The following is a 19092-nucleotide window of genomic DNA, read 5'->3' as shown; positions in this document are numbered from 1 at the left end:
CGCTCCCGTGCCCCTGCCGCTCCTGCTCGACACCGACCTCGGCTCCGACGTCGACGACGAGCTCGCGCTCGCGCTGCTGTGGGGCTCGCCCGAGATCGATCTCCGCGGCGTCTGCACCAGCTACGGCGACACGGTGCTGCGCGCGCGGATCGTGCTCCACATGGCCGAGCTGACCGGCCGCACGGTCGACGTCGCGGCGGGGGAGCAGGAGACCGCGTCGGGCGAGCCGGTCTGGTGGGCCGGGATCGAGGGCGCGGCGTACGGCGAGCTCCCGCCCCTGCCGTCCGCGGCCGGCGAGCCGTCGCCGGGCGTCCGGCTGCTCGTCGACCGCGCCGCCGGCGCGCACCTGCTCGCGATCGGGCCGCTCACCTCCGTCGCGGCGGCGCTCGACGCCGGAGCCGCGTTCGACGGCATCACGGTGATGGGCGGCGACTGGGCCGACCCCGCCGTCGGCGAGCACAACCTCGCCTCCGACGCGGTCGCCGCGCGACGCGTGCTCGACTCCGGCCTCTCGATCACCGCGGTCGGCGTCGACATCACACGGCGCGTGCGGTTCGGCGAGGAGGAGGTCGCCCGCTTCGAGGCGACCGGGCCGCTCGGCGCCGTGGTCGCGACCGAGATGCGCGCGTGGATGCGCCGCTGGAGCGAGGACTTCGAGGTCCCGCACGACCCGCTGACGGCGCTCGCGATCCTGCAGCCCGAGCTCTTCGAACTCACCCCGCCTGGTGCCGTGCGGGTCGCCGACGGGAACGACGGACCTGCGGGCGCGGTGCAGCGCCTCGACGGGCCCGGCACCGTGCGGGTCGCGACCGACGTCGACGTGGACGCGGCCCGGACGGCGCTCGCCGACCGGATCGCCCGAGGACTCGGCGAGCAGCAGGACCACGACGCGCGGTAGCGGTGGCGTCGCGCGGTCCGCATGCGGACCGCGCGACGCCGCTGCGACCGCGCGACGCGAGGAGGAGGAGGAACGATGACGAAGCGCATGCGGCTCGGGGTGTTCGAGGTGGCGGCGGTGCAGGTGGGCGGCACGCTCAGCTGGCCGCACCCGCGCAGCCGGTCGATCGAGTACCGCGACCCGAGGTACTGGGTCGAGGTGGCGAAGCTGCTCGACCGCTCCGGGTTCGACTTCCTCTTCTTCGCCGGCGGCTACGGCTACCCGACCGTGCAGGGCGCCCTCCATCCGCTGTCGGTGACCGGCGGCATCAACTTCCCGGGCATCGACCCGAGCTACCTCATCCCCGTGCTCGCGTACGAGACGGAGCGGCTCGGCTTCGTGTTCACCTCCGGCACCGGGCTCGACCACCCGGTGCAGACCGCGCGGACGTTCGCCACGCTCGACGCGCTGACCGGCGGGCGGGTCGGCTGGAACATCGTGACCGGCTCGTCGCAGGACGCGATCGCGAAGCTCTTCGGCCACGACGAGATGCGCCAGCACGACGACCGGTACGACCAGGCCGACGAGTACCTCGAGCTCGCGCTGCGCTACTGGCAGACCGCGTGGGACCCGGACGCGGTGGAGGAGGACCGGGAGGCGGTCCGGTACGCCGACCCCGAGAAGGTCCACAAGATCGAGTACGCGGGGGAGTACTACCGCTCCTCCGGCTGGTTCGCGACGCCGCCGTCGCCGCAGCGCACACCCGTGCTGTTCCAGGCGGGCACCTCCGCCCGCGGTCGCGCCTACGCCGCCCACAACGCGGAGTGCGTGTTCGTGCAGGGCACGACCGTCGCCGCGACGAAGGCGAACGTCGCCGACATCCGCGCCCGCGCCGCCGCCGAGGGCCGCGATCCCGGCTCGATCCGGATCATGGTCGGCGTCACGGTGACGGTGGGGGAGACGCGGGAGGCGGCCCTCGCCCAGCGCGCCGAGTTCGACGCGCTGCAGACCGACGAGGTCGTCAACGTCCTCTACTCCGGCAACACGGGGATCGACCTGCTGTCGCTCGATCCGGACCGGTCGCTCGAGCAGCTCGTGTCCGACGGCAAGGTCGGGCAGATGGGGCAGAGCAACATCGACCGGTTCCTGCCGAAGGACGGCTCGCCGGCGCCGACCGTGCGGGAGATCCTCGACCAGCTGAAGGGCCGCGGCACCCGCGGCTTCCAGGTCACCGGCTCCGTGACCGAGGTCGCGGACGAGCTCGAGCACCTGATGGACGAGACGGACCTCGACGGGTTCCTGCTCGAGCCGATCTTCGCGCCGACCGACCTCGAGGACTTCGCGAGCTGGGTGGTCCCGGAGCTCCGCCGCCGCGGCCGCCTCCCGGAGGAGCCCTCGACGGGAACGCTCCGCGAGCAGCTCATCGGCACGGGCCCCCACCTGACAAACCACTTCGGCGCCGAGCTCGCCCGCTGACGCCCACCACCCCTCGGTGGTCGAGCCGGGCGCCCCGCGCCCGTGCCGAAACCACCCCGGACGTGCTGGATGGTCGCGGTGGTCTCGAGGCTCGCTGCGCTCGCACCTCGACCAGCGAGGGAGGAGCGCAGTCCCGCGGTGGTCGAGCCGGGCGCCCCGCGCCCGTGCCGAAACCACCCCGGACGTGCTGGATGGTCGCGGTGGTCTCGAGGCTCGCTGCGCTCGCACCTCGACCAGCGAGGGAGGAGCGCAGTCCCGCGGTGGTCGAGCCGGGCGCCCCGCGCCCGTGCCGAAACCACCCCGGACGTGCTGGATGGTCGCGGTGGTCTCGAGGCTCGCTGCGCTCGCACCTCGACCAGCGAGGGAGGAGCGCAGTCCCGCGGTGGTCGAGCCGGGCGCCCCGCGCCCGTGCCGAAACCACCCCGGACGTGCTGGATGGTCGCGGTGGTCTCGAGGCTCGCTGCGCTCGCACCTCGACCAGCGTGGGAGGAGCGCAGCCCCGCGGTGGTTGAGCCGGGCGCTCTGCGCCCGTGCCGAAATCACCTCCAGTCGGCGTCGGGTGCGGGGTGGTCTCGAGGCTCGCTGCGCTCGCACCTCGACCAGCAGAAGGGGAGTGGAGCCGCTCGCTGCGGCCCGCGATCGGCCTGCCGATCCCGGGCCATAAACTCGGCACATGTCTGAAACGCCCGGATCCGAGGCCGCCGTGGACGTGAAGCCGCGCTCGAGGGTCGTCACGGACGGCATCGAGGCCATGACGTCGCGCGGCATGCTCCGCGCCGTCGGCATGGGCGACGCGGACTGGGACAAGCCGCAGATCGGCATCGCATCCTCCTGGAACGAGATCACGCCCTGCAACCTGAGCCTCGACCGGCTCGCGCAGGCGGCGAAGGAGGGCGTGCACTCCGGTGGCGGCTACCCGCTGCAGTTCGGCACGGTCAGCGTCTCCGACGGCATCTCGATGGGCCACGAGGGCATGCACTTCTCGCTCGTCAGCCGCGAGGTCATCGCCGACAGCGTCGAGACCGTCATGCAGGCCGAGCGTCTCGACGGCTCCGTGCTGCTCGCCGGCTGCGACAAGTCGCTGCCGGGGATGCTGATGGCCGCCGCGCGGCTCGACCTCGCGTCCGTCTTCGTCTACTCCGGATCGATCGCGCCCGGGTGGGTGAAGCTCTCCGACGGCACGGAGAAGGACATCACGATCATCGACTCGTTCGAGGCGGTGGGCGCGGTCAAGGCCGGGAAGATGTCGGCGGCCGACGCGAAGCGCATCGAGTGCGCCTTCGCCCCCGGCGAGGGCTCCTGCGGCGGCATGTACACCGCGAACACGATGGCGTCCGTCGCCGAGGCGCTCGGCATGGCGCTGCCCGGCTCGGCCGCCCCGCCCAGCGCGGACCGCCGCCGCGACTACCTCGCGCACCGCTCGGGCGAGGCCGTGGTGAACCTCCTGAAGCAGGGGATCACCACCCGCGACATCCTCACCAAGCCCGCGTTCGAGAACGCGATCGCCGTCGCCATGGCGTTCGGCGGTTCCACGAACGTCGTGCTGCACCTCCTCGCCATCGCGCACGAGGCGGAGGTCGAGCTCTCGCTCGACGACTTCAACCGCATCGGCTCGAAGGTGCCGCACATCGGCGACCTCAAGCCGTTCGGCCGCTTCGTGATGAACGACGTCGACCGGGTCGGCGGCGTCCCGGTCGTGATGAAGGCGCTGCTCGAGGCGGGCCTCCTGAACGGCGAGTGCCTGACCGTGACCGGGAGGACGGTCGCCGAGAACCTCGCCGAGATGGACATCGCGCCGCTCGACGGCACCGTGCTGCGCACCCTCGAGAACCCGATCCACGAGACCGGCGGGCTCACGATCCTGCAGGGCTCGCTCGCGCCGGAGGGCGCGGTCGTGAAGACGGCCGGCTTCGACGCCGCCGTCTTCGAGGGCCCGGCCCGCGTCTTCGAGCGGGAGCGCGGCGCCATGGACGCGCTCACGAACGGGGAGATCAACGCCGGCGACGTGGTCGTCATCCGCTACGAGGGCCCCAAGGGCGGCCCCGGCATGCGCGAGATGCTCGCCATCACCGCCGCGATCAAGGGGGCCGGCCTCGGCAAGGATGTACTCTTGCTCACCGACGGCAGATTCTCGGGCGGCACAACCGGCCTGTGCATCGGCCACATCGCGCCGGAAGCGGTGGACGCAGGTCCGATCGCCTTCCTCCGAGACGGTGACCCGATACGGGTGGACATCGCCTCCCGCACGCTCGACGTCCTCGTCGACCCGGCTGAGCTGGAATCCCGCCGAAACGGCTGGGAGCCTCTCCCTCCCCGGTACACCCGTGGCGTGCTCGCGAAGTACTCGAAGCTCGTGCAGTCCGCAGCCGTCGGTGCCGTGACCGGCTGACGGACGATCCCGACTCCCGCGAAGGGGAACCCATGTCCTCACCGACCACCCCGCTGCCGTCCGCCGTGCGGACGCCGGCGCGTGCCGCGGGCGGCGACCAGCACGCCACCCGCGGCCCCGAGCCCGAGCTGATCACCGGGGCCGAGGCGGTCGTCCGCACGCTCGAGCTGCTCGGCGTCACCGACGTGTTCGGCCTGCCCGGCGGCGCGATCCTGCCCGTCTACGACCCGCTGCTCGAGGCGAAGACCCTGCGCCACATCCTCGTCCGGCACGAGCAGGGCGCCGGTCACGCGGCCGAGGGCTACGCCGCGGCGTCCGGCCGCGTCGGCGTCGCCATCGCCACCTCCGGCCCCGGCGCCACGAACCTCGTGACCGCCATCGCGGACGCCTACATGGACTCCGTGCCGCTGCTCGCGATCACCGGCCAGGTGTTCTCGACGCTCATGGGCACGGACGCCTTCCAGGAGGCGGACATCGTCGGCATCACGATGCCGATCACGAAGCACTCCTTCCTCGTGAAGCAGGCCGCGGACATCCCGCTCGCGATCGCCTCCGCCTTCCACATCGCCTCCACCGGCCGCCCCGGGCCCGTCCTCGTCGACATCACGAAGGACGCGCAGCAGGAGACCGCGCCGTTCGTCTGGCCGGTCAAGCTCGACCTGCCCGGCTACCGGCCGATCGCGAAGGTGCACGGCAAGCAGGTCCAGGCCGCCGCGCAGCTGCTCGCCTCGGGCAAACGCCCCGTGCTCTACGTCGGCGGCGGCGTCGTCCGCGCGCGGGCGGACGACGAGCTGCTCGCCCTCGCCGACCTCACCGGCGCGCCCGTCGTGACGACCCTGATGGCGCGGGGCGCGTTCCCCGACAGCCACCCGTCGAACCTCGGCATGCCCGGCATGCACGGCACCGTGCCCGCGGTGCTCGCGCTGCAGGAGTCCGACCTGCTCGTCGCCGTCGGCGCACGATTCGACGACCGCGTCACCGGCAAGGCGTCGCTGTTCGCGCCGGACGCGAAGGTCGTGCACATCGACATCGACCCGGCGGAGATCGGCAAGATCCGCACCGCCGAGGTGCCGATCGTCGGCGACGCGAAGGAGGTCCTCGGCGACCTCGCGAGCGCGTTCCGCGACCTCGGCGCGCAGCCCGCGCAGCCCTACGCCGCCTGGTGGGAGCGCATCCGCAGCCTGCAGCACCAGTACCCGCTCGGCTACACGCCGACGAGCGACGGCCTGCTCTCCCCGCAGCACGTGATCACCCGCATCGGCGAGATCTCCGGCCCCGAGGCGGTCTACGCCTCCGGCGTCGGGCAGCACCAGATGTGGGCGGCGCAGTTCATCAGGTACGAGCGCCCGGGCGCCTGGCTGAACTCCGGCGGCGCCGGCACCATGGGCTACGCCGTGCCCGCCGCGATGGGCGCGAAGGTGTCGCAGCCCGACCGCGTCGTCTGGGCGATCGACGGCGACGGCTGCTTCCAGATGACGAACCAGGAGCTCGCGACCTGCGTCATCAACGACATCCCGATCAAGGTCGCGGTGATCAACAACTCGTCGCTCGGCATGGTGCGGCAGTGGCAGACGCTGTTCTACGACGGCCGCTACTCCAACACCCACCTGAACACCGGGCACGGCTCCGTGCGCGTGCCCGACTTCGTGAAGCTCGCGGAGGCGTACGGCGCGCTCGGCATCCGGGTCGAGAAGGAGGAGGACGTCGACGCGGCGATCCGCCTCGCGCTCGAGACGAACGACCGCCCGGTCGTCATCGACTTCGTCGTGTCCGCGGACGCGATGGTCTGGCCGATGGTGCCGCAGGGGGTCAGCAACTCGGGCGTCCAGTACGCCCGGGACCACGCTCCCTCGTGGGACGACGAGGCGCCGGGCAGCGGCGTCGACCCCGACTTCGTCATGCCCGCTCCCGAGGGCGGCGTGGAGCCGGTGTCCGAGGCGGACGCGATCGCGGGAGCCGAGGAACGGTGAGCCGTCACGTCCTGTCCCTGCTCGTCGAAGACAAGCCGGGACTGCTCACCCGTGTCGCCGGGCTGTTCGCCCGCCGCGGCTTCAACATCGAGTCGCTCGCCGTCGGCAGCAGCGAGGTGCAGGGCCTCTCCCGCATCACGGTCGTCGTCGACGTCGAGGAGCTGCCGCTCGAGCAGGTGACGAAGCAGCTGAACAAGCTGATCAACGTCATCAAGATCGTCGAGCTGGAGCCCGAGCAGTCCGTCCTGCACGAGCACGTGCTCGTCAAGGTCAAGGTCGACACCGCCACGCGCCCGCAGGTCCTCGAGATCGTGGAGCTGTTCCGCGCGCAGGTCGTCGACGTCACCCCCGAGGCGCTCGTCATCGAGCTCGTCGCCGGCAGCCAGCGCACCGCCGGCCTGCTGAAGATGCTCGAGCAGTACGGCATCCGGGAGCTCGCCCAGTCCGGCCTCCTCGCCATGGGGCGCGGGCCGAAGTCCATCACCGAACGCATCCCGCGCTCCTGAGCGCACCCAAGAAGGAGACAGCAATGACCGACATCGTCTACGACAACGACGCCGACCTCTCGATCATCCAAGGCAAGAAGGTCGCCGTCATCGGGTACGGCAGCCAGGGCCACGCGCACGCGCTGAACCTCCGCGACTCCGGCGTCGAGGTCGTCATCGGCCTCAAGGAGGGCTCGAAGAGCCGCACCAAGGCCGAGGACGCGGGCTTCCGCGTGCACACCCCCGCGGACGCCGCGAAGTGGGCCGACGTGATCGTCATCCTCGCGCCGGACCAGGTGCAGCGGCACCTCTACGCCGACGACATCGCGCCGAACCTCGAGGACGGGAACGCCATCCTGTTCGGCCACGGCTTCAACATCCGCTTCGGCTACATCACCGCGCCGAAGGGCGTCGACGTCGTCATGGTCGCCCCGAAGGGCCCGGGCCACACCGTGCGCCGCGAGTTCGAGGCCGGCCGCGGCGTGCCCGTGATCGTCGCCGTCGAGCAGGACGCGACCGGGAAGGCCTGGGACCTCGCCTGGTCCTACGCCCGCGCGATCGGCGGCCTCCGCGCCGGCGGCATCAAGACGACCTTCACCGAGGAGACCGAGACGGACCTCTTCGGCGAGCAGGCCGTGCTCTGCGGCGGCACCTCGCAGCTCGTGCAGTACGGCTTCGAGACCCTCGTCGAGGCCGGCTACCAGCCGCAGATCGCCTACTTCGAGGTGCTGCACGAGCTGAAGCTGATCGTCGACCTCATGTGGGAGGGCGGCATCGCCAAGCAGCGCTGGAGCGTCTCCGACACGGCCGAGTACGGCGACTACGTCTCCGGTCCCCGCGTCATCGACCCGCACGTCAAGGACAACATGAAGGCCGTCCTCGCGGACATTCAGAACGGCGCCTTTGCGAAGCGGTTCATCGACGACCAGGACAACGGCGGCAAGGAGTTCCTCGAGCTCCGCAAGAAGGGCGAGCAGCACCCGATCGAGGAGACCGGCCGCGAGCTGCGCGCCCTCTTCGCCTGGCGCAAGTCCGACGACGACTACACCGAGGGCTCCGTCGCCCGCTGAGCCCAGCACGGAGGCGCGCCCGCGTCACGCCGACAGGCCCCTGGAGGACTCCAGGGGCCTGTCGGCGTCTCCGGGCCCGCTCGGGGCCGGACGGGGGACGCGGTGTACCCGGACGGGGACCGGATCCGCCGGATCCTCCCCGGTGTGTCGCGGTTCCCAGCCCGGGTTGCTAGCGTCTGCGCCATCGGCGGCCACCCGACCGTCGGCCGATGAACACGCGCGGGCACCCCGAACGCACGCGTGGGGCCCTGCTCCGCGCCGCGCTGCCCGCGGGAGGACTCCCGATGGCATCAGCGAACCGAGCGCGCGGCGCAGCAGCCGCGCTCCTGTCCGCAGCGCTGGTGCTCGGCACGCCGGCCGTCGCGCTCGCCGACCCGCCGTCGCCGACCCCCTCGCCCTCCGTCACCGCCACCCCGAAGCCGGACCCCGCGGTGCGGGCGCTCGCGGAGCGCATCGTCGCGCTCCAGCGCGTCGCCGAGACCACGGGCGAGACGGCGCAGAAGGCCGGGGAGAAGGCCCACGACGCGAAGGCCGCCGCCGACGACGCCCAGCAGGCGCTCGAGCAGGCGCAGGCCGCCGCCGACGAGGCCGCCGCCACCGCACTGGTTTCCAAGACCCGTGCCTCCGCCGTCGCCGCGCAGCTCGCGCGCACGAACATGGGCACCCTCCCGCTCGACCTGCTGCTGAACGGTCGCACCGCGCAGGGTGTGCTCGGCGGCCTCTCCACCACGAGCCAGCTGTCCGTGCAGAGCCAGCTGCTGTTCGACCAGGCCCAGGCCGACCAGGCGGAGGCCGAGCGGCTCCGCGGGGTCGCCGAGGACAAGGCGACCGCGGCGAAGACGGCGTCCGACAAGGCGGCGAAGGCCTACGCGGCCGCCAAGAAGGAGGCCGCGAGCGCGAAGCAGGACGTCGAGGCGGCCCTCGCCGAGCAGCGGGCGCTGCTCGGCGCGAGCGAGGACCCCGACGCGGTCTGCGGCGACGTGGGCTCCTCGCCCGTCGGCGCGTGCCTGCCGTCCGACGACGCGGCCTCGCAGGGCGGATCGGTCGGCTCGCGCGTCGTCCGGTTCGCGATGTCGCAGATCGGCAAGCCCTACGTCTTCGGCGCCGCCGGGCCCTCCTCCTACGACTGCTCCGGCCTCACGCTGACCGCGTACGCGAAGGCCGGGATCTCCATCGGCATCCACTCCGCCACCGCGCAGTACCGGAAGGCCGCAGCCCAGGGCGACCTCGTCCCGATGAAGGACGCGAAGCCCGGCGACCTGCTGTTCTACACGGACGGCGGCGGCGACATGTACCACGTCACGATCTACGCCGGCAACGGGCTCATGATCGAGGCCCCGTACCCGGGCTCGACCGTCCGGCAGGCGCCCGTGCGCACCGGCGACCTCGTCGGCAGCGCCGCGCACTTCGGCTGACGCGCTTCCGCGAAGCGGAAGCGCAGCGGTTCGCGCGCGAACCTTCTCGCCGGCCGGTTGCGACGTCAACGAATCCGCGCGCTGACCGGGGTTTTCCAGGGCACTAGCGCACCGATGGCCTCCCGTCGGGGACCGACACGCCGCGCTCGGATCACGTTCCGATAACGCCCAGGGTGTGCGACGGCCCGCCGTCGCTGCTACCTTCGCCCGCGGCCCGCCGCCCCAAGCGCGGCCACGACATCGCGACCACCCCGTCGTCCCGCTGCGCGCACCGCCTACCCCTGTCCTTCGCGCGCTCCGACGGGCCCTGGAGCCGTACCCCCACGGCCATCGCGGTGCGACAACAGGAGGAACCCCCGTGCCGAGAAGAGCCCGGACCACCGCAGGACTCACGATCACCGCCCTCGTCGCCGGCGCCATCGCCGTCTCCGGCGTCACGACCGCATCCGCCGCGAACGGCCGCTGCGACGACGTCGCCAAGCTGAAGGGCCACGCGCTCGAGTCCTGCATCCCCGTGCTGCGGGGCAAGGCGGAGGCCGCCGGCCGCACCGCCGAGAAGGCCGGCGAGGCCTACCTGAAGGCCAAGCAGGCGAGCGACGCGGCCGACCGCCGCGCGGACGACCTGGGCGACGCCGCCCACCGCGCCGCCGTCATCGCACAGCGCTCCCGCGCTCGGGCGGCCACCGTCGCCGCGCAGCTCGCCCGCACGGGCGGGTCCATCGGCCAGACCGCCGACGTGCTGCTGTCGGGCACCGGTGCGAGCGAGAAGCTCTACCACCTCAGCCGGATGAGCGAGCTCACCTCCGACACGGCCCAGCTGTCCGAGGACGCGAAGCGCGACCAGTCCCAGGCCGACGACCTGCAGCAGCAGGCGGAGCTCGCCGCGACCGACGCCGAGAACGAGGCGAAGGACGCGAAGCGGCTCTACGCCGAGGCGAAGAAGACGTCCGACGCCGCGCGGCTGCTCGTCGCGAAGGCGGAGGAGCAGCGCTCGCCCGGCTCGAACGCCGCGAACAAGCAGGCGTACAAGGACCTCCCGTCCGACGCCTCCGTCGCGCAGAAGGTGCTCGCCTTCGCCCGCGCGCAGATCGGCGAGCCGTACGTCTTCGGCGCGGCGGGCCCGAGCTCGTGGGACTGCTCCGGGCTCACCATGGGCGCGTTCGCCTCGGTCGGCCGCAACATCGGCGGTCACGGCGTGAACGTGCAGTACCGGCTCGCCGCGAGCAAGGGCCTGCTCCTGCCCTACAGCAGCGCGCAGCCGGGCGACCTGCTCTTCTACGGCAGCGGCGACTACTACCACGTGGCCATCTACTCCGGCAGCGGCAACATGATCGAGGCGCCGATGCCGGGCCGGAACGTGCGCGAGATCGCCGTGCGCACCGGCGACCTCGCGCCGGTGGTGGCCCGCTTCACCGGCTGACGCGACCGCCCGTCGCCGCGAACGCGGTGAGGGCCGCGATGCCGACCTGCCCCGCAAGCCGGGGCCAGAAGGGGACGGCGACCGGCCCGAACCGCTCCGGGTGCCGCGCGGCGTACGCGTTCGCGGGGAAGACCGCGACGTAGAAGGCGATGAGCGCGACGGCGGCGGCCGGCCGGGTCCGGGGAAGGACCAGGCCGGCCGCGCCCGCGAGCTCGCACACGCCGGTCAGCTGCACGAGGCGCTCGGCGGACAGGGGCCGGTCGCGCAGGCGCGGCGGCACGATCGCCGCCATCGTCCGCGCGGAGCGGGGCGCGAAGTGCAGCGCGCCCATGCCGGAGAGCGCCCCGACCATGACGATGCGGACGGCGGTGGCGGGTCGGATCACGCCGAACAGCCGATCACACCCGGCCGCGCGTACCGTGAGCGCATGAGTCCCGAGCTCCGCGCCGCGGGCACCCGCCGCTACGTCTCGCTCACCACCTTCCGGAAGTCGGGCGTCGGGGTCGCCACCGCCGTCTGGATCGCCCCGGCCGACGACGCGCTCGTCGTCCTCACCGGTGCGGGCACCGGCAAGGCGAAGCGGCTGCGCCGCGACCCGCGCGTCGAGCTGCGGGAGAGCGACGTGCGCGGGCGCGTGCGGCCAGGGGCCCCCGTGGTGCACGGCGTCGCCGAGCTCGTGGACGACGCCGGCGAGCAGGAGCGGCTCCTCGCGGGGCACCGCCGCAAGTACGGCGTGCAGTTCGTGCTCTACCGGTGGGTCGAGCGGCTGCTCACCCGCGGCAAGGGGCCGGGGGAGGTGGTCCTCCGGATCACCGACGCGTGACGGGCCGGTTCAGTCGGTGAGCAGCGAGGCGACCAGGCCCGGGAAGCGCTCGTCGAGCTCCGAGCGGCGCAGGCGGATGGTGTGCGTCCGCCCGTCGATGCGCGTCTCGGTCAGGCCGGCCTCGCGCATCGTGCGGAAGTGGTGCGACATGGTCGACTTCTGCACGTCGAAGCCCCACTCGGCGGGGCTCTTCGAGTGCGGCACGCCGTCCGCCAGCACCCGCAGCATCTGCAGGCGGATCGGGTCGGCGAGCGCGCGGAGCACGTCGACCAGCTCGACCTCGGCGAGGTCGGGCGTCGGGTACTCCGGCAAACTGTTTGACATGGATCGAACTGTTTCCTAGGCTGACTGTATGACCGACATCGAACGATACCGCATCCCCGGCGCGCTCCGCCTCCGGCTGGGCCTCCTCGCGGCGTGCCTGTTCGTCGTCGCGACCAACGGCTTCGTGATCGCCGGGCTGCTGCCCGAGGTCGCCCACGACCTCGGCGTGACGCCGCAGACGGTCGGCGTCTCCATCACCGCGTACGCGATCGTCGTCGCCGTGGTAGCCCCGGCCGCGTCCATCGCGCTCGCCCGCGTGCCGCGGGTCGCCGTGCTGAGCGCGGGCATCCTGCTCGTCGGGCTCGGCACGGTGCTCGCCACCGCGGCGACGGCGTTCGCGCCCTTCCTCGTCGGCCGGAACGTCGCCGGCGTCGGGGGAGCCGTGCTGGTGCCGGCCGCGACCGCCGCCGCACCTTCGGTGCTGCCGCCGGCGTTCCGCGGCCGTGCGCTCGCCATCGCCGGGCTCGGCTTCACCCTCGCGTCCGCGGTGGGGTCGCCGCTCGGCACCGCCCTCAGCTCCCTCGGGAGCTGGCGGCTGTCGCTCGGCGTGCTCGCCGGGCTCGCCGTCGTGCTCGCGGGCGCCGTCGCGCTCCTCGTGCGCCGGTTGCCCGAGCCGCCGCGGATCGGCCTCGCGGCCCGGTTCGCGCCCCTCGCCGACGGCCGCGTCCTGCTCGCGCTCGGCGCCATGGTGCTCGCCACCGCCAGCTTCAACATCGTCTACATCTACAGCTCCGCCGTCACCGCGGCGGCGACCGGCGGCAGCGGGGTGCTCCTCGCGCTGCTGCTGCTCGTCTACGGCGTCGCCGGGATCGCGGGGACGATGCTGGCCGGCCGGCTCACGGACCGGCGGGGGAGCGCGCCCGTGGCGCTCGGCGCGCTGCTCGGGCAGGTGCTGGTGCTCGGCCTGCTCGCGGTCGGCGCCGCCTCCTACCTGCTCGACCTGCCCGTCTTCGCCCTCTGGGGCGTGACCGCGTTCGCGGTCGTCGTGCCGGTGCAGGCGCGACTCGTCGGCCTCGAGCCCGCCGCCGCAGGCATCGTGCTGTCGTGGTACTCGACGGCGATGTACATCGGGATCGGCCTCGCGCCCGTCGTCGGCGGCGCGGCGCTCGCCTCCGGTCCGACCGCGGTCCCGCTCGCCGGAGCGGGGCCGCCCTGCTCGCCCTGCTGGTGTTCGCGGCCGGGCTGCGCGTCCGCGGCGCGGGCCGCGCCGTCACGGCCTGACCGCGCGGGGCCGCCCCGGCCATGCGGCAGGATCGACGGACGATGACCGATCCGAGCGACGAGGACGCCCTCTCCTGGGACGGCGACGACGCGCTCGCCGCACCGAGGCGCCCCGCGCCGCTGATCGACGACCGCGCCGAGGACGGCCGCACCGCGTCCGGCGGCGGGTTCGCCCTGCTCCTGGTCGGCGTGCTCGGCGGCGTCGCGGTGATCGAGACGGCGTTCTGGATCCGCAGCGCGTTCGAGACGCAGATCGCCGCGTCGCTGACGCCGGGGGCGGGCACCCCGGTCGAGGTCCTGGCGTTCGTCCTCAACCTGGCCGGGCGGGTGCTCGCGATCGCCGCGCCGCTCGTCTGGTACGTCGTCGTCGCGCTGCGGGTGCGCCTCCCGTCCCGCCGGCTCGCCCTCCTGCTGCTCGGCGCGCTGCTGCTCGTGCCGTGGCCCGCGATCCTGGCCGCCGCGTGAGCGCCGTCGTGCCCGTGCGGCGCGGTCGGCTCGCGCCCCGGGTCCTCGTCGCCGCCCTCTTCCTGCTCGCCTTCGGGTGGCAGGCCTTCGGCGCGATCTCGAACCTGCTCGCGTGGATCGGCCTCGCCACCGCGGCCGGCGGCCAGCTGACCGCGACCGCCTGGATCCTGCTCGTCGGCGGCATCGCGATCCCCGTGGTCGGCTGGATCGCGGCGCTCGTGGTCGGGCGCCGGCGCGCCCTCCTGCCGCTCGCCCTCCTGCTGCTGCTCGCGCTCTGCGTCTCCGAGGCGCTCTCCCTCAGCCAGTACGCGCTCTTCCTCGGCGTCATCGGCGCCCTCTGATCCTCCCGGCGCCGCCGCGGCCGGGCGCGATAGCGTCGGCGCCATGAAAGCGGTGCACTTCGGAGCCGGGAACATCGGCCGCGGCTTCGTCGGGGAGCTCCTGCACGAGAGCGGGTACGAGGTCGTCTTCGCGGACGTGAGCGACGCGTTGATCGACGCGCTCGACGCCGCCGACTCGTACACGGTCACGGAGATCGGCGAGGGCGGCCGGACGAGCGTCGTCACCGACTTCCGCGCGATCAACAGCCGGACGGACGAGGCGCGGCTCGTCGACGAGATCGCGACCGCCGACGTCGTCACGACCGCCGTCGGCCCGCGCGTCCTGCCGTTCATCGCGCCGGTGATCGCCCGCGGGATCGAGCGCCGGATCGAGATCGGCGAGGACGCGATCGAGGGCCGTCGCATCGCGGTCTTCGCGTGCGAGAACGCCATCAACGCGACGGACCTGCTCGAGGCGGAGGTGCGCGCCGCGCTGCCCGAGGCCGACGCCGACCGGCTCGACGCCGTCGCCGCCTTCGCGAACACCGCGATCGACCGCATCGTGCCGGCGCAGGCGCCGGACGCGGGCCTCGACGTCGTGCTCGAGCCGTTCCACGAGTGGGTCATCGACCGCACCCCGTTCGGCGGCGAGCCGCCGGAGATCGTCGGCGTGCACTGGGTCGACGACCTCGCGCCGTTCATCGAGCGGAAGCTCTTCACGGTCAACACCGGGCACGCCACCGCGGCCTACCACGGCTTCGCGCGCGGCATCCGCTCCATCACCGACGCCATCACCGACCCGGCCATCCGCAGCGAGGTGGAGGCGGCGATCGGCGAGACGCGCTCCCTGCTCGTGGCGAAGTTCGGCCTCGACGAGGCGGAGCAGGCGGCCTACGGACGGAAGATCCTCGACCGGCTCTCCAACCCGGAGCTGCCGGACACGGTCGAGCGCGTCGGCCGCGGCCCGCTGCGCAAGCTCAGCCGCGCCGAGCGGTTCATCGGGCCCGCGTCGCAGCTCGCCGAGCGCGGGCTCCCGCACGAGGCGCTGCTCCGCGGCGTCGCGGTCGCGCTCCGCTTCGACGTCCCCGAGGACCCGGAGAGCGTGGAGCTGCAGCGCATCCTCCGCGAGGAGGAGCCGGACGGCGCCGTCACCGTGGTGACGGGCGTCGAGCCGGGCCACCCGCTGTTCGCGGAGCTGCTGGAGCTGTTCCAGGGAGCCTCCTCGCGGTAGCCGCCGAGTGCTGGTGGTCTCGAGGCTCGCTGCGCTCGCACCTCGACCATCGGGGCGGGCGCCGGATCAGCCCGCTGGTTGAGCCGGGAGCTTCGCGCCCGTGTCGGAGCCATCGCGCGCGATCTCGTGGTCCCGGTGGTCTCGAGGCTCGCTCCGCTCGCACCTCGACCAGCGGCGAAGTCGCCGCATGACGACGACGAAGCCCCCTCGCGCGAGCGTCGCTAGGCTGCTGGACCGTGACCAAGCCCGTCGTGCTGATCGCCGAGCAGCTCTCTCCCGCCACCGTCGCCGCCCTCGGCCCCGACTTCGACGTCCGCGACGTCGACGGCACCGACCGGCCCGCGCTCCTCGCGGCGCTCGCCGACGCGGACGCGCTGCTCGTGCGCTCCGCGACGCAGGTCGACGCCGAGGCGATCGCCGCCGGATCCCGGCTCAAGGTCGTCGCCCGCGCGGGCGTCGGCCTCGACAACGTCGACATCCCGGCCGCGACGAAGGCGGGCGTCATGGTGGTGAATGCGCCGACGTCGAACGTCGTCTCCGCGGCGGAACTCGCCATCGCGCACCTCCTCGGCCTCGCTCGCCACCTGCCCGAGGCGCACGCCTCGCTGAAGGCGGGGGAGTGGAAGCGCTCGAAGTTCACGGGCGTCGAGCTCTACGAGAAGACGGTCGGCATCGTCGGTCTCGGCCGCATCGGCACCCTCGTCGCGCAGCGCCTCGCCCCGTTCGGCGTGACGCTCGTCTCCTACGACCCCTACGTGACCCCGGCGCGAGCGCAGCAGCTCGGCGTCCAGCTGCTGCCGCTCGACGACCTGATGCGCACGGCCGACTTCGTCACCGTGCACATCCCGAAGACGCCGGAGACCACCGGGCTGATCGGCGACCCGGAGTTCGCGGTCGCGAAGCCGTCGCTGCGGATCGTGAACGCGAGCCGCGGCGGCATCATCGACGAGGAGGCGCTCGAGCGCGCCCTCGCCGCCGGCCTGATCGCGGGCGCGGCCCTCGACGTGTTCGTCTCCGAGCCGCCGAAGAACCCCGCGCTCGTCGCGCAGCCGAACCTGCAGGTCACCCCGCACCTGGGCGCCTCGACCGACGAGGCTCAGGAGAAGGCGGGCGTCGCGGTCGCCCGCAGCGTGCGCCTCGCGCTGGGCGGCGAGCTCGTTCCGGACGCGGTCAACGTCGCGGGCGGCGTGATCGACCCCTACGTGCGCCCCGGCATCCCGCTCGTCGAGCAGCTCGGCCAGGTCTTCGCCGCGCTCGCCGACGGCCCGATCGCGACCCTCGACGTCGAGGTCCGCGGCGAGCTCAGCGAGTACGACGTCAGCGTCCTGAAGCTCGCGGCGCTGAAGGGCCTGTTCGTGCGGACGCTCACCGAGAACGTCTCGTACGTCAACGCCCCGCTCTTCGCGGAGGAGCGCGGGATCCAGGTCCGCCTCATCACGGACGCGGCCAGCACCGACTACCGCAACGTCATCTCCCTCCGCGGCGCCACGACGACCGGTGCGACGCACTCGGTGTCGGGCACGCTGACCGGCCCGAAGCAGGTCGCGAAGATCACGGGGATCGAGGGCTACGACGTCGAGGTGCCGATCGCCGCGCACCACGTCGTGTTCACCTACACGGACCGGCCCGGCATCGTCGCGCAGTACGGCTCCGCGTTCGGCGAGGCCGGCGTGAACATCGCCGCGATGCAGATCGCGCGGGACGTCGCCGGCGGCACCGCGCTCAGCGTGCTGACGATCGACTCGGAGGCGCCGGCCGACGTGCTCGACGACATCCGCGCGCGCATCGACGCCTCCCGCCTCGTCGCCATCGATCTCGTCGCGGAATGACCCCGCGACCGCCGGGATCGGCGGTCATGAGGTCGCCAGGTGGCGTGATCCGTCGGAAACCTCGACAGGGCTAGGCTCGCGCCGGATCGTTCCCCGGGTGCATCGTCGCGGCCGGGGGTGTTTGGAGGCGCAGTGTCCGAACCGCTCATCACCACCGTCGCGCAGGAGTCCCGGGCCGGGGACAAGGGGCTGAAGAAGGGGGCGATCGGGCTCGTCGGCTCGGTCGTCGTCGCCACGGCCTCCACGGCCCCGGCGTACAGCCTCGCCGCGAGCCTCGGGTTCATCGTCGCGACGGGCGGCGGCGACCTGCTCGCCGGCCTGAAGTCCCCGGCCGTCATCATCCTGGCGTTCATCCCGATGTACTTCATCGCGCAGGCGTACAAGGAGCTGAACCAGACGGACCCGGACTGCGGCACCACGTTCACGTGGGCCACGCGCGCGTTCGGTGCGGTCACCGGGTGGATGGGCGGCTGGGCGATCATCATCGCCGACGTCATCGTCATGGCGAACCTCGCCTACATCGCCGGCCAGTACACGTTCGTGTTCATCGGCGGCTTCGGCCTCCCCGCGGTCGCCGCGCTCGGCGCGAACGTGTGGGCCTCCACGATCCTCGGCCTTCTGTGGATCGCCCTGATGACCTGGATCTGCTACCGCGGCATCGAGATCTCGGCGCGCATGCAGTACGCGCTGCTCGGCTTCGAGCTCGTCCTGCTGCTCGTCTTCGCGCTCACCGCGCTGATCCGCGTCGGCACCGGCCAGGGGGAGTCGTACTCCATCCCGTTCGACTGGAGCTGGTTCAACCCGATGGGCATGGACTTCGCGAACGTGCTCGCGCCGGCCCTGCTGACCGCGATCTTCATCTACTGGGGCTGGGACAGCGCCGTCGCGGTGAACGAGGAGACGAAGGACCCGGGGAGGACGCCCGGCCGCGCCGCGGTCCTCTCCACCGTGCTGCTGCTCGCGACCTACCTGCTCGTCACGGTCGCGACGATCTCGTTCGCGGGCGTCGGGACGAAGGGCGTCGGCCTCGGCAACCCGGCCAACGTCGACGACGTCTTCAGCGCCATGGCGCCGGAGGTGTTCGGCAGCAGCGCGATCGGGCACGTCCTGCAGGTGCTCTTCGCCGCGACGATCCTCACCTCGGCGGCCGCCTCGACGCAGACCACGATCCTCCCGACCGCCCGCACGTCGCTGTCGATGGCCGTCCACAAGGCGATGCCGGCCGCCTTCGCGCGCATGCACCCGCGGTTCCTCACGCCGACCTGGTCGACGATCGGGATGGGGATCGCCTCCTGTGCGTTCTTCCTGCTGTTCACGCTGATCAGCCAGAACCTGCTGGCCGCGCTGATCGGCTCGCTCGGCCTGATGATCGCGTTCTACTACGGCCTCACCGGGCTCGCCTGCGTCTGGTTCTACCGCCGCACGCTGCTGACCAGCCCGCGGAACTTCGTGTTCCGCGGCCTGTTCCCCTTCCTCGGCGCGGCCTTCCTCGCGGTGATCTTCGTGTACGGGGTGCAGCAGTATGCCCTGCCGGACTGGCTGACGGACGACGACGGCGGCAACGTGACGATCTTCGGCATCGGCGCCACGGCCGTCGTCGGCATCGTCGGCCTGCTCGTCGGCTTCGTGCTGATCGCGCTGTACTGGCGTCGCGGGCGGGCGTTCTTCAGCGGTCGGGTCATCCCGCGCGCCCCGTACGTCGAGGGGCAGCCGGTCCGCGACCCGAACCGCGTCCTCGACTGACCTGCGTCCGTTTTGAAGGAGTTCCTGCCGTCGA

General features: G+C 72.9%; 17 protein-coding genes. 15 read left to right on the top strand and 2 right to left on the bottom strand.

Translation table 11 applies throughout. The features are described 5' to 3' along the window. The first annotated feature begins 7 nt into the window (after positions 1 to 7). The 8 genes from D1781_RS15045 to D1781_RS15010 all read left to right on the top strand — a co-directional run bounded on the left by D1781_RS15045 (position 8) and on the right by D1781_RS15010 (position 11102). Entirely contained in the window at positions 8 to 898 is an 891-nt protein-coding gene (locus D1781_RS15045; protein WP_158590119.1) for a nucleoside hydrolase, read from the top strand. Positions 899 to 973: 75 nt separating this feature from the next. Then, entirely contained in the window at positions 974 to 2353 is a 1380-nt protein-coding gene (locus D1781_RS15040) for an NtaA/DmoA family FMN-dependent monooxygenase (protein ID WP_158590118.1), read from the top strand. Between the two features lie 673 nt (positions 2354 to 3026). Next, positions 3027 to 4742, top strand: coding sequence for a dihydroxy-acid dehydratase (gene ilvD, locus D1781_RS15035; RefSeq protein WP_119483016.1), 1716 nt, complete (start codon positions 3027 to 3029; stop codon positions 4740 to 4742). 32 nt (positions 4743 to 4774) lie between these two features. Further along, positions 4775 to 6712 carry an acetolactate synthase large subunit gene (locus D1781_RS15030; protein ID WP_119483015.1) on the top strand — a complete coding sequence of 646 codons (1938 nt, stop codon included), beginning with the start codon at positions 4775 to 4777 and terminating at the stop codon, positions 6710 to 6712. Then, positions 6709 to 7218, top strand: coding sequence for an acetolactate synthase small subunit (ilvN, locus tag D1781_RS15025; protein WP_119483014.1), 510 nt, complete (start codon positions 6709 to 6711; stop codon positions 7216 to 7218). The genes D1781_RS15030 and ilvN overlap by 4 nt, the downstream gene beginning before the upstream one ends. A 23-nt stretch (positions 7219 to 7241) precedes the next feature. Beyond that, a complete protein-coding gene (gene ilvC, locus D1781_RS15020) occupies positions 7242 to 8267 on the top strand; it encodes a ketol-acid reductoisomerase (RefSeq protein WP_119483013.1) in 1026 nt (341 codons plus the stop codon). A gap of 284 nt (positions 8268 to 8551) precedes the next feature. Next, on the top strand, positions 8552 to 9682 hold the full coding sequence (locus tag D1781_RS15015; RefSeq protein ID WP_119483012.1) for a C40 family peptidase: 1131 nt from the start codon (positions 8552 to 8554) through the stop codon (positions 9680 to 9682). 358 nt (positions 9683 to 10040) lie between these two features. Beyond that, entirely contained in the window at positions 10041 to 11102 is a 1062-nt protein-coding gene (locus D1781_RS15010; protein ID WP_119483011.1) for a C40 family peptidase, read from the top strand. Here D1781_RS15010 and D1781_RS15005 read toward each other — a convergent pair. After that, entirely contained in the window at positions 11092 to 11487 is a 396-nt protein-coding gene (locus D1781_RS15005; protein WP_233551384.1) for a DoxX family protein, read from the bottom strand. The genes D1781_RS15010 and D1781_RS15005 overlap by 11 nt on opposite strands. Before the next feature lie 42 nt (positions 11488 to 11529). On the opposite strand from D1781_RS15005, the gene D1781_RS15000 reads away from it, so the two are divergent. Continuing rightward, positions 11530 to 11925, top strand: a complete 396-nt coding sequence (locus D1781_RS15000; protein WP_119483010.1) for a PPOX class F420-dependent oxidoreductase — start codon at positions 11530 to 11532, stop codon at positions 11923 to 11925. Between the two features lie 9 nt (positions 11926 to 11934). Here D1781_RS15000 and D1781_RS14995 read toward each other — a convergent pair whose 3' ends face one another. Beyond that, positions 11935 to 12249: an ArsR/SmtB family transcription factor gene (locus D1781_RS14995; protein WP_233551382.1), complete on the bottom strand. Its 315-nt coding sequence runs from the start codon at positions 12247 to 12249 to the stop codon at positions 11935 to 11937. Between the two features lie 28 nt (positions 12250 to 12277). Here D1781_RS14995 and D1781_RS14990 point away from each other — a divergent pair, with 28 nt between their 5' ends. The 6 genes from D1781_RS14990 (at position 12278) to D1781_RS14965 (ending at position 19058) form a co-directional block, all read left to right on the top strand. After that, a complete protein-coding gene (locus D1781_RS14990) occupies positions 12278 to 13516 on the top strand; it encodes an MFS transporter (RefSeq protein ID WP_233551380.1) in 1239 nt (412 codons plus the stop codon). After that, positions 13513 to 13935 carry a hypothetical protein gene (locus D1781_RS14985; RefSeq protein WP_119483008.1) on the top strand — a complete coding sequence of 141 codons (423 nt, stop codon included), beginning with the start codon at positions 13513 to 13515 and terminating at the stop codon, positions 13933 to 13935. Before D1781_RS14990 ends, D1781_RS14985 begins: the two co-directional genes overlap by 4 nt. Then, positions 13932 to 14276 carry a hypothetical protein gene (locus D1781_RS14980; protein WP_119483007.1) on the top strand — a complete coding sequence of 115 codons (345 nt, stop codon included), beginning with the start codon at positions 13932 to 13934 and terminating at the stop codon, positions 14274 to 14276. Before D1781_RS14985 ends, D1781_RS14980 begins: the two co-directional genes overlap by 4 nt. 43 nt (positions 14277 to 14319) lie before the next feature. Then, complete coding sequence (locus tag D1781_RS14975) at positions 14320 to 15486, top strand: mannitol-1-phosphate 5-dehydrogenase (protein WP_119483006.1); 1167 nt, start codon at positions 14320 to 14322, stop codon at positions 15484 to 15486. 236 nt (positions 15487 to 15722) lie between these two features. Beyond that, on the top strand, positions 15723 to 17315 hold the full coding sequence (serA, locus tag D1781_RS14970) for a phosphoglycerate dehydrogenase (RefSeq protein ID WP_119483005.1): 1593 nt from the start codon (positions 15723 to 15725) through the stop codon (positions 17313 to 17315). Between the two features lie 132 nt (positions 17316 to 17447). Continuing rightward, a complete protein-coding gene (locus D1781_RS14965; protein WP_199706633.1) occupies positions 17448 to 19058 on the top strand; it encodes an APC family permease in 1611 nt (536 codons plus the stop codon). Positions 19059 to 19092 lie beyond the last annotated feature (34 nt).

It is taken from the genome of Amnibacterium setariae (assembly GCF_003581425.1).
Taxonomy (GTDB): domain Bacteria; phylum Actinomycetota; class Actinomycetes; order Actinomycetales; family Microbacteriaceae; genus Amnibacterium; species Amnibacterium setariae.
This window is presented reverse-complemented; position numbering and strand designations above follow the sequence as displayed.

Bases quoted from the DNA above. Each gene is read 5' to 3' on its own strand.
- ilvC (WP_119483013.1), top strand. From the start codon at position 7,242: ATGACCGACATCGTCTACGACAACGACGCCGACCTCTCGATCATCCAA.
- D1781_RS15040 (WP_158590118.1), top strand. From the start codon at position 974: ATGACGAAGCGCATGCGGCTCGGGGTGTTCGAGGTGGCGGCGGTGCAG.
- D1781_RS14995 (WP_233551382.1), bottom strand. From the start codon at position 12,249: ATGTCAAACAGTTTGCCGGAGTACCCGACGCCCGACCTCGCCGAGGTC.
- D1781_RS15000 (WP_119483010.1), top strand. From the start codon at position 11,530: ATGAGTCCCGAGCTCCGCGCCGCGGGCACCCGCCGCTACGTCTCGCTC.
- D1781_RS14990 (WP_233551380.1), top strand. From the start codon at position 12,278: ATGACCGACATCGAACGATACCGCATCCCCGGCGCGCTCCGCCTCCGG.
- D1781_RS14975 (WP_119483006.1), top strand. From the start codon at position 14,320: ATGAAAGCGGTGCACTTCGGAGCCGGGAACATCGGCCGCGGCTTCGTC.
- D1781_RS15015 (WP_119483012.1), top strand. From the start codon at position 8,552: ATGGCATCAGCGAACCGAGCGCGCGGCGCAGCAGCCGCGCTCCTGTCC.
- D1781_RS15030 (WP_119483015.1), top strand. From the start codon at position 4,775: ATGTCCTCACCGACCACCCCGCTGCCGTCCGCCGTGCGGACGCCGGCG.
- ilvD (WP_119483016.1), top strand. From the start codon at position 3,027: ATGTCTGAAACGCCCGGATCCGAGGCCGCCGTGGACGTGAAGCCGCGC.
- D1781_RS14985 (WP_119483008.1), top strand. From the start codon at position 13,513: ATGACCGATCCGAGCGACGAGGACGCCCTCTCCTGGGACGGCGACGAC.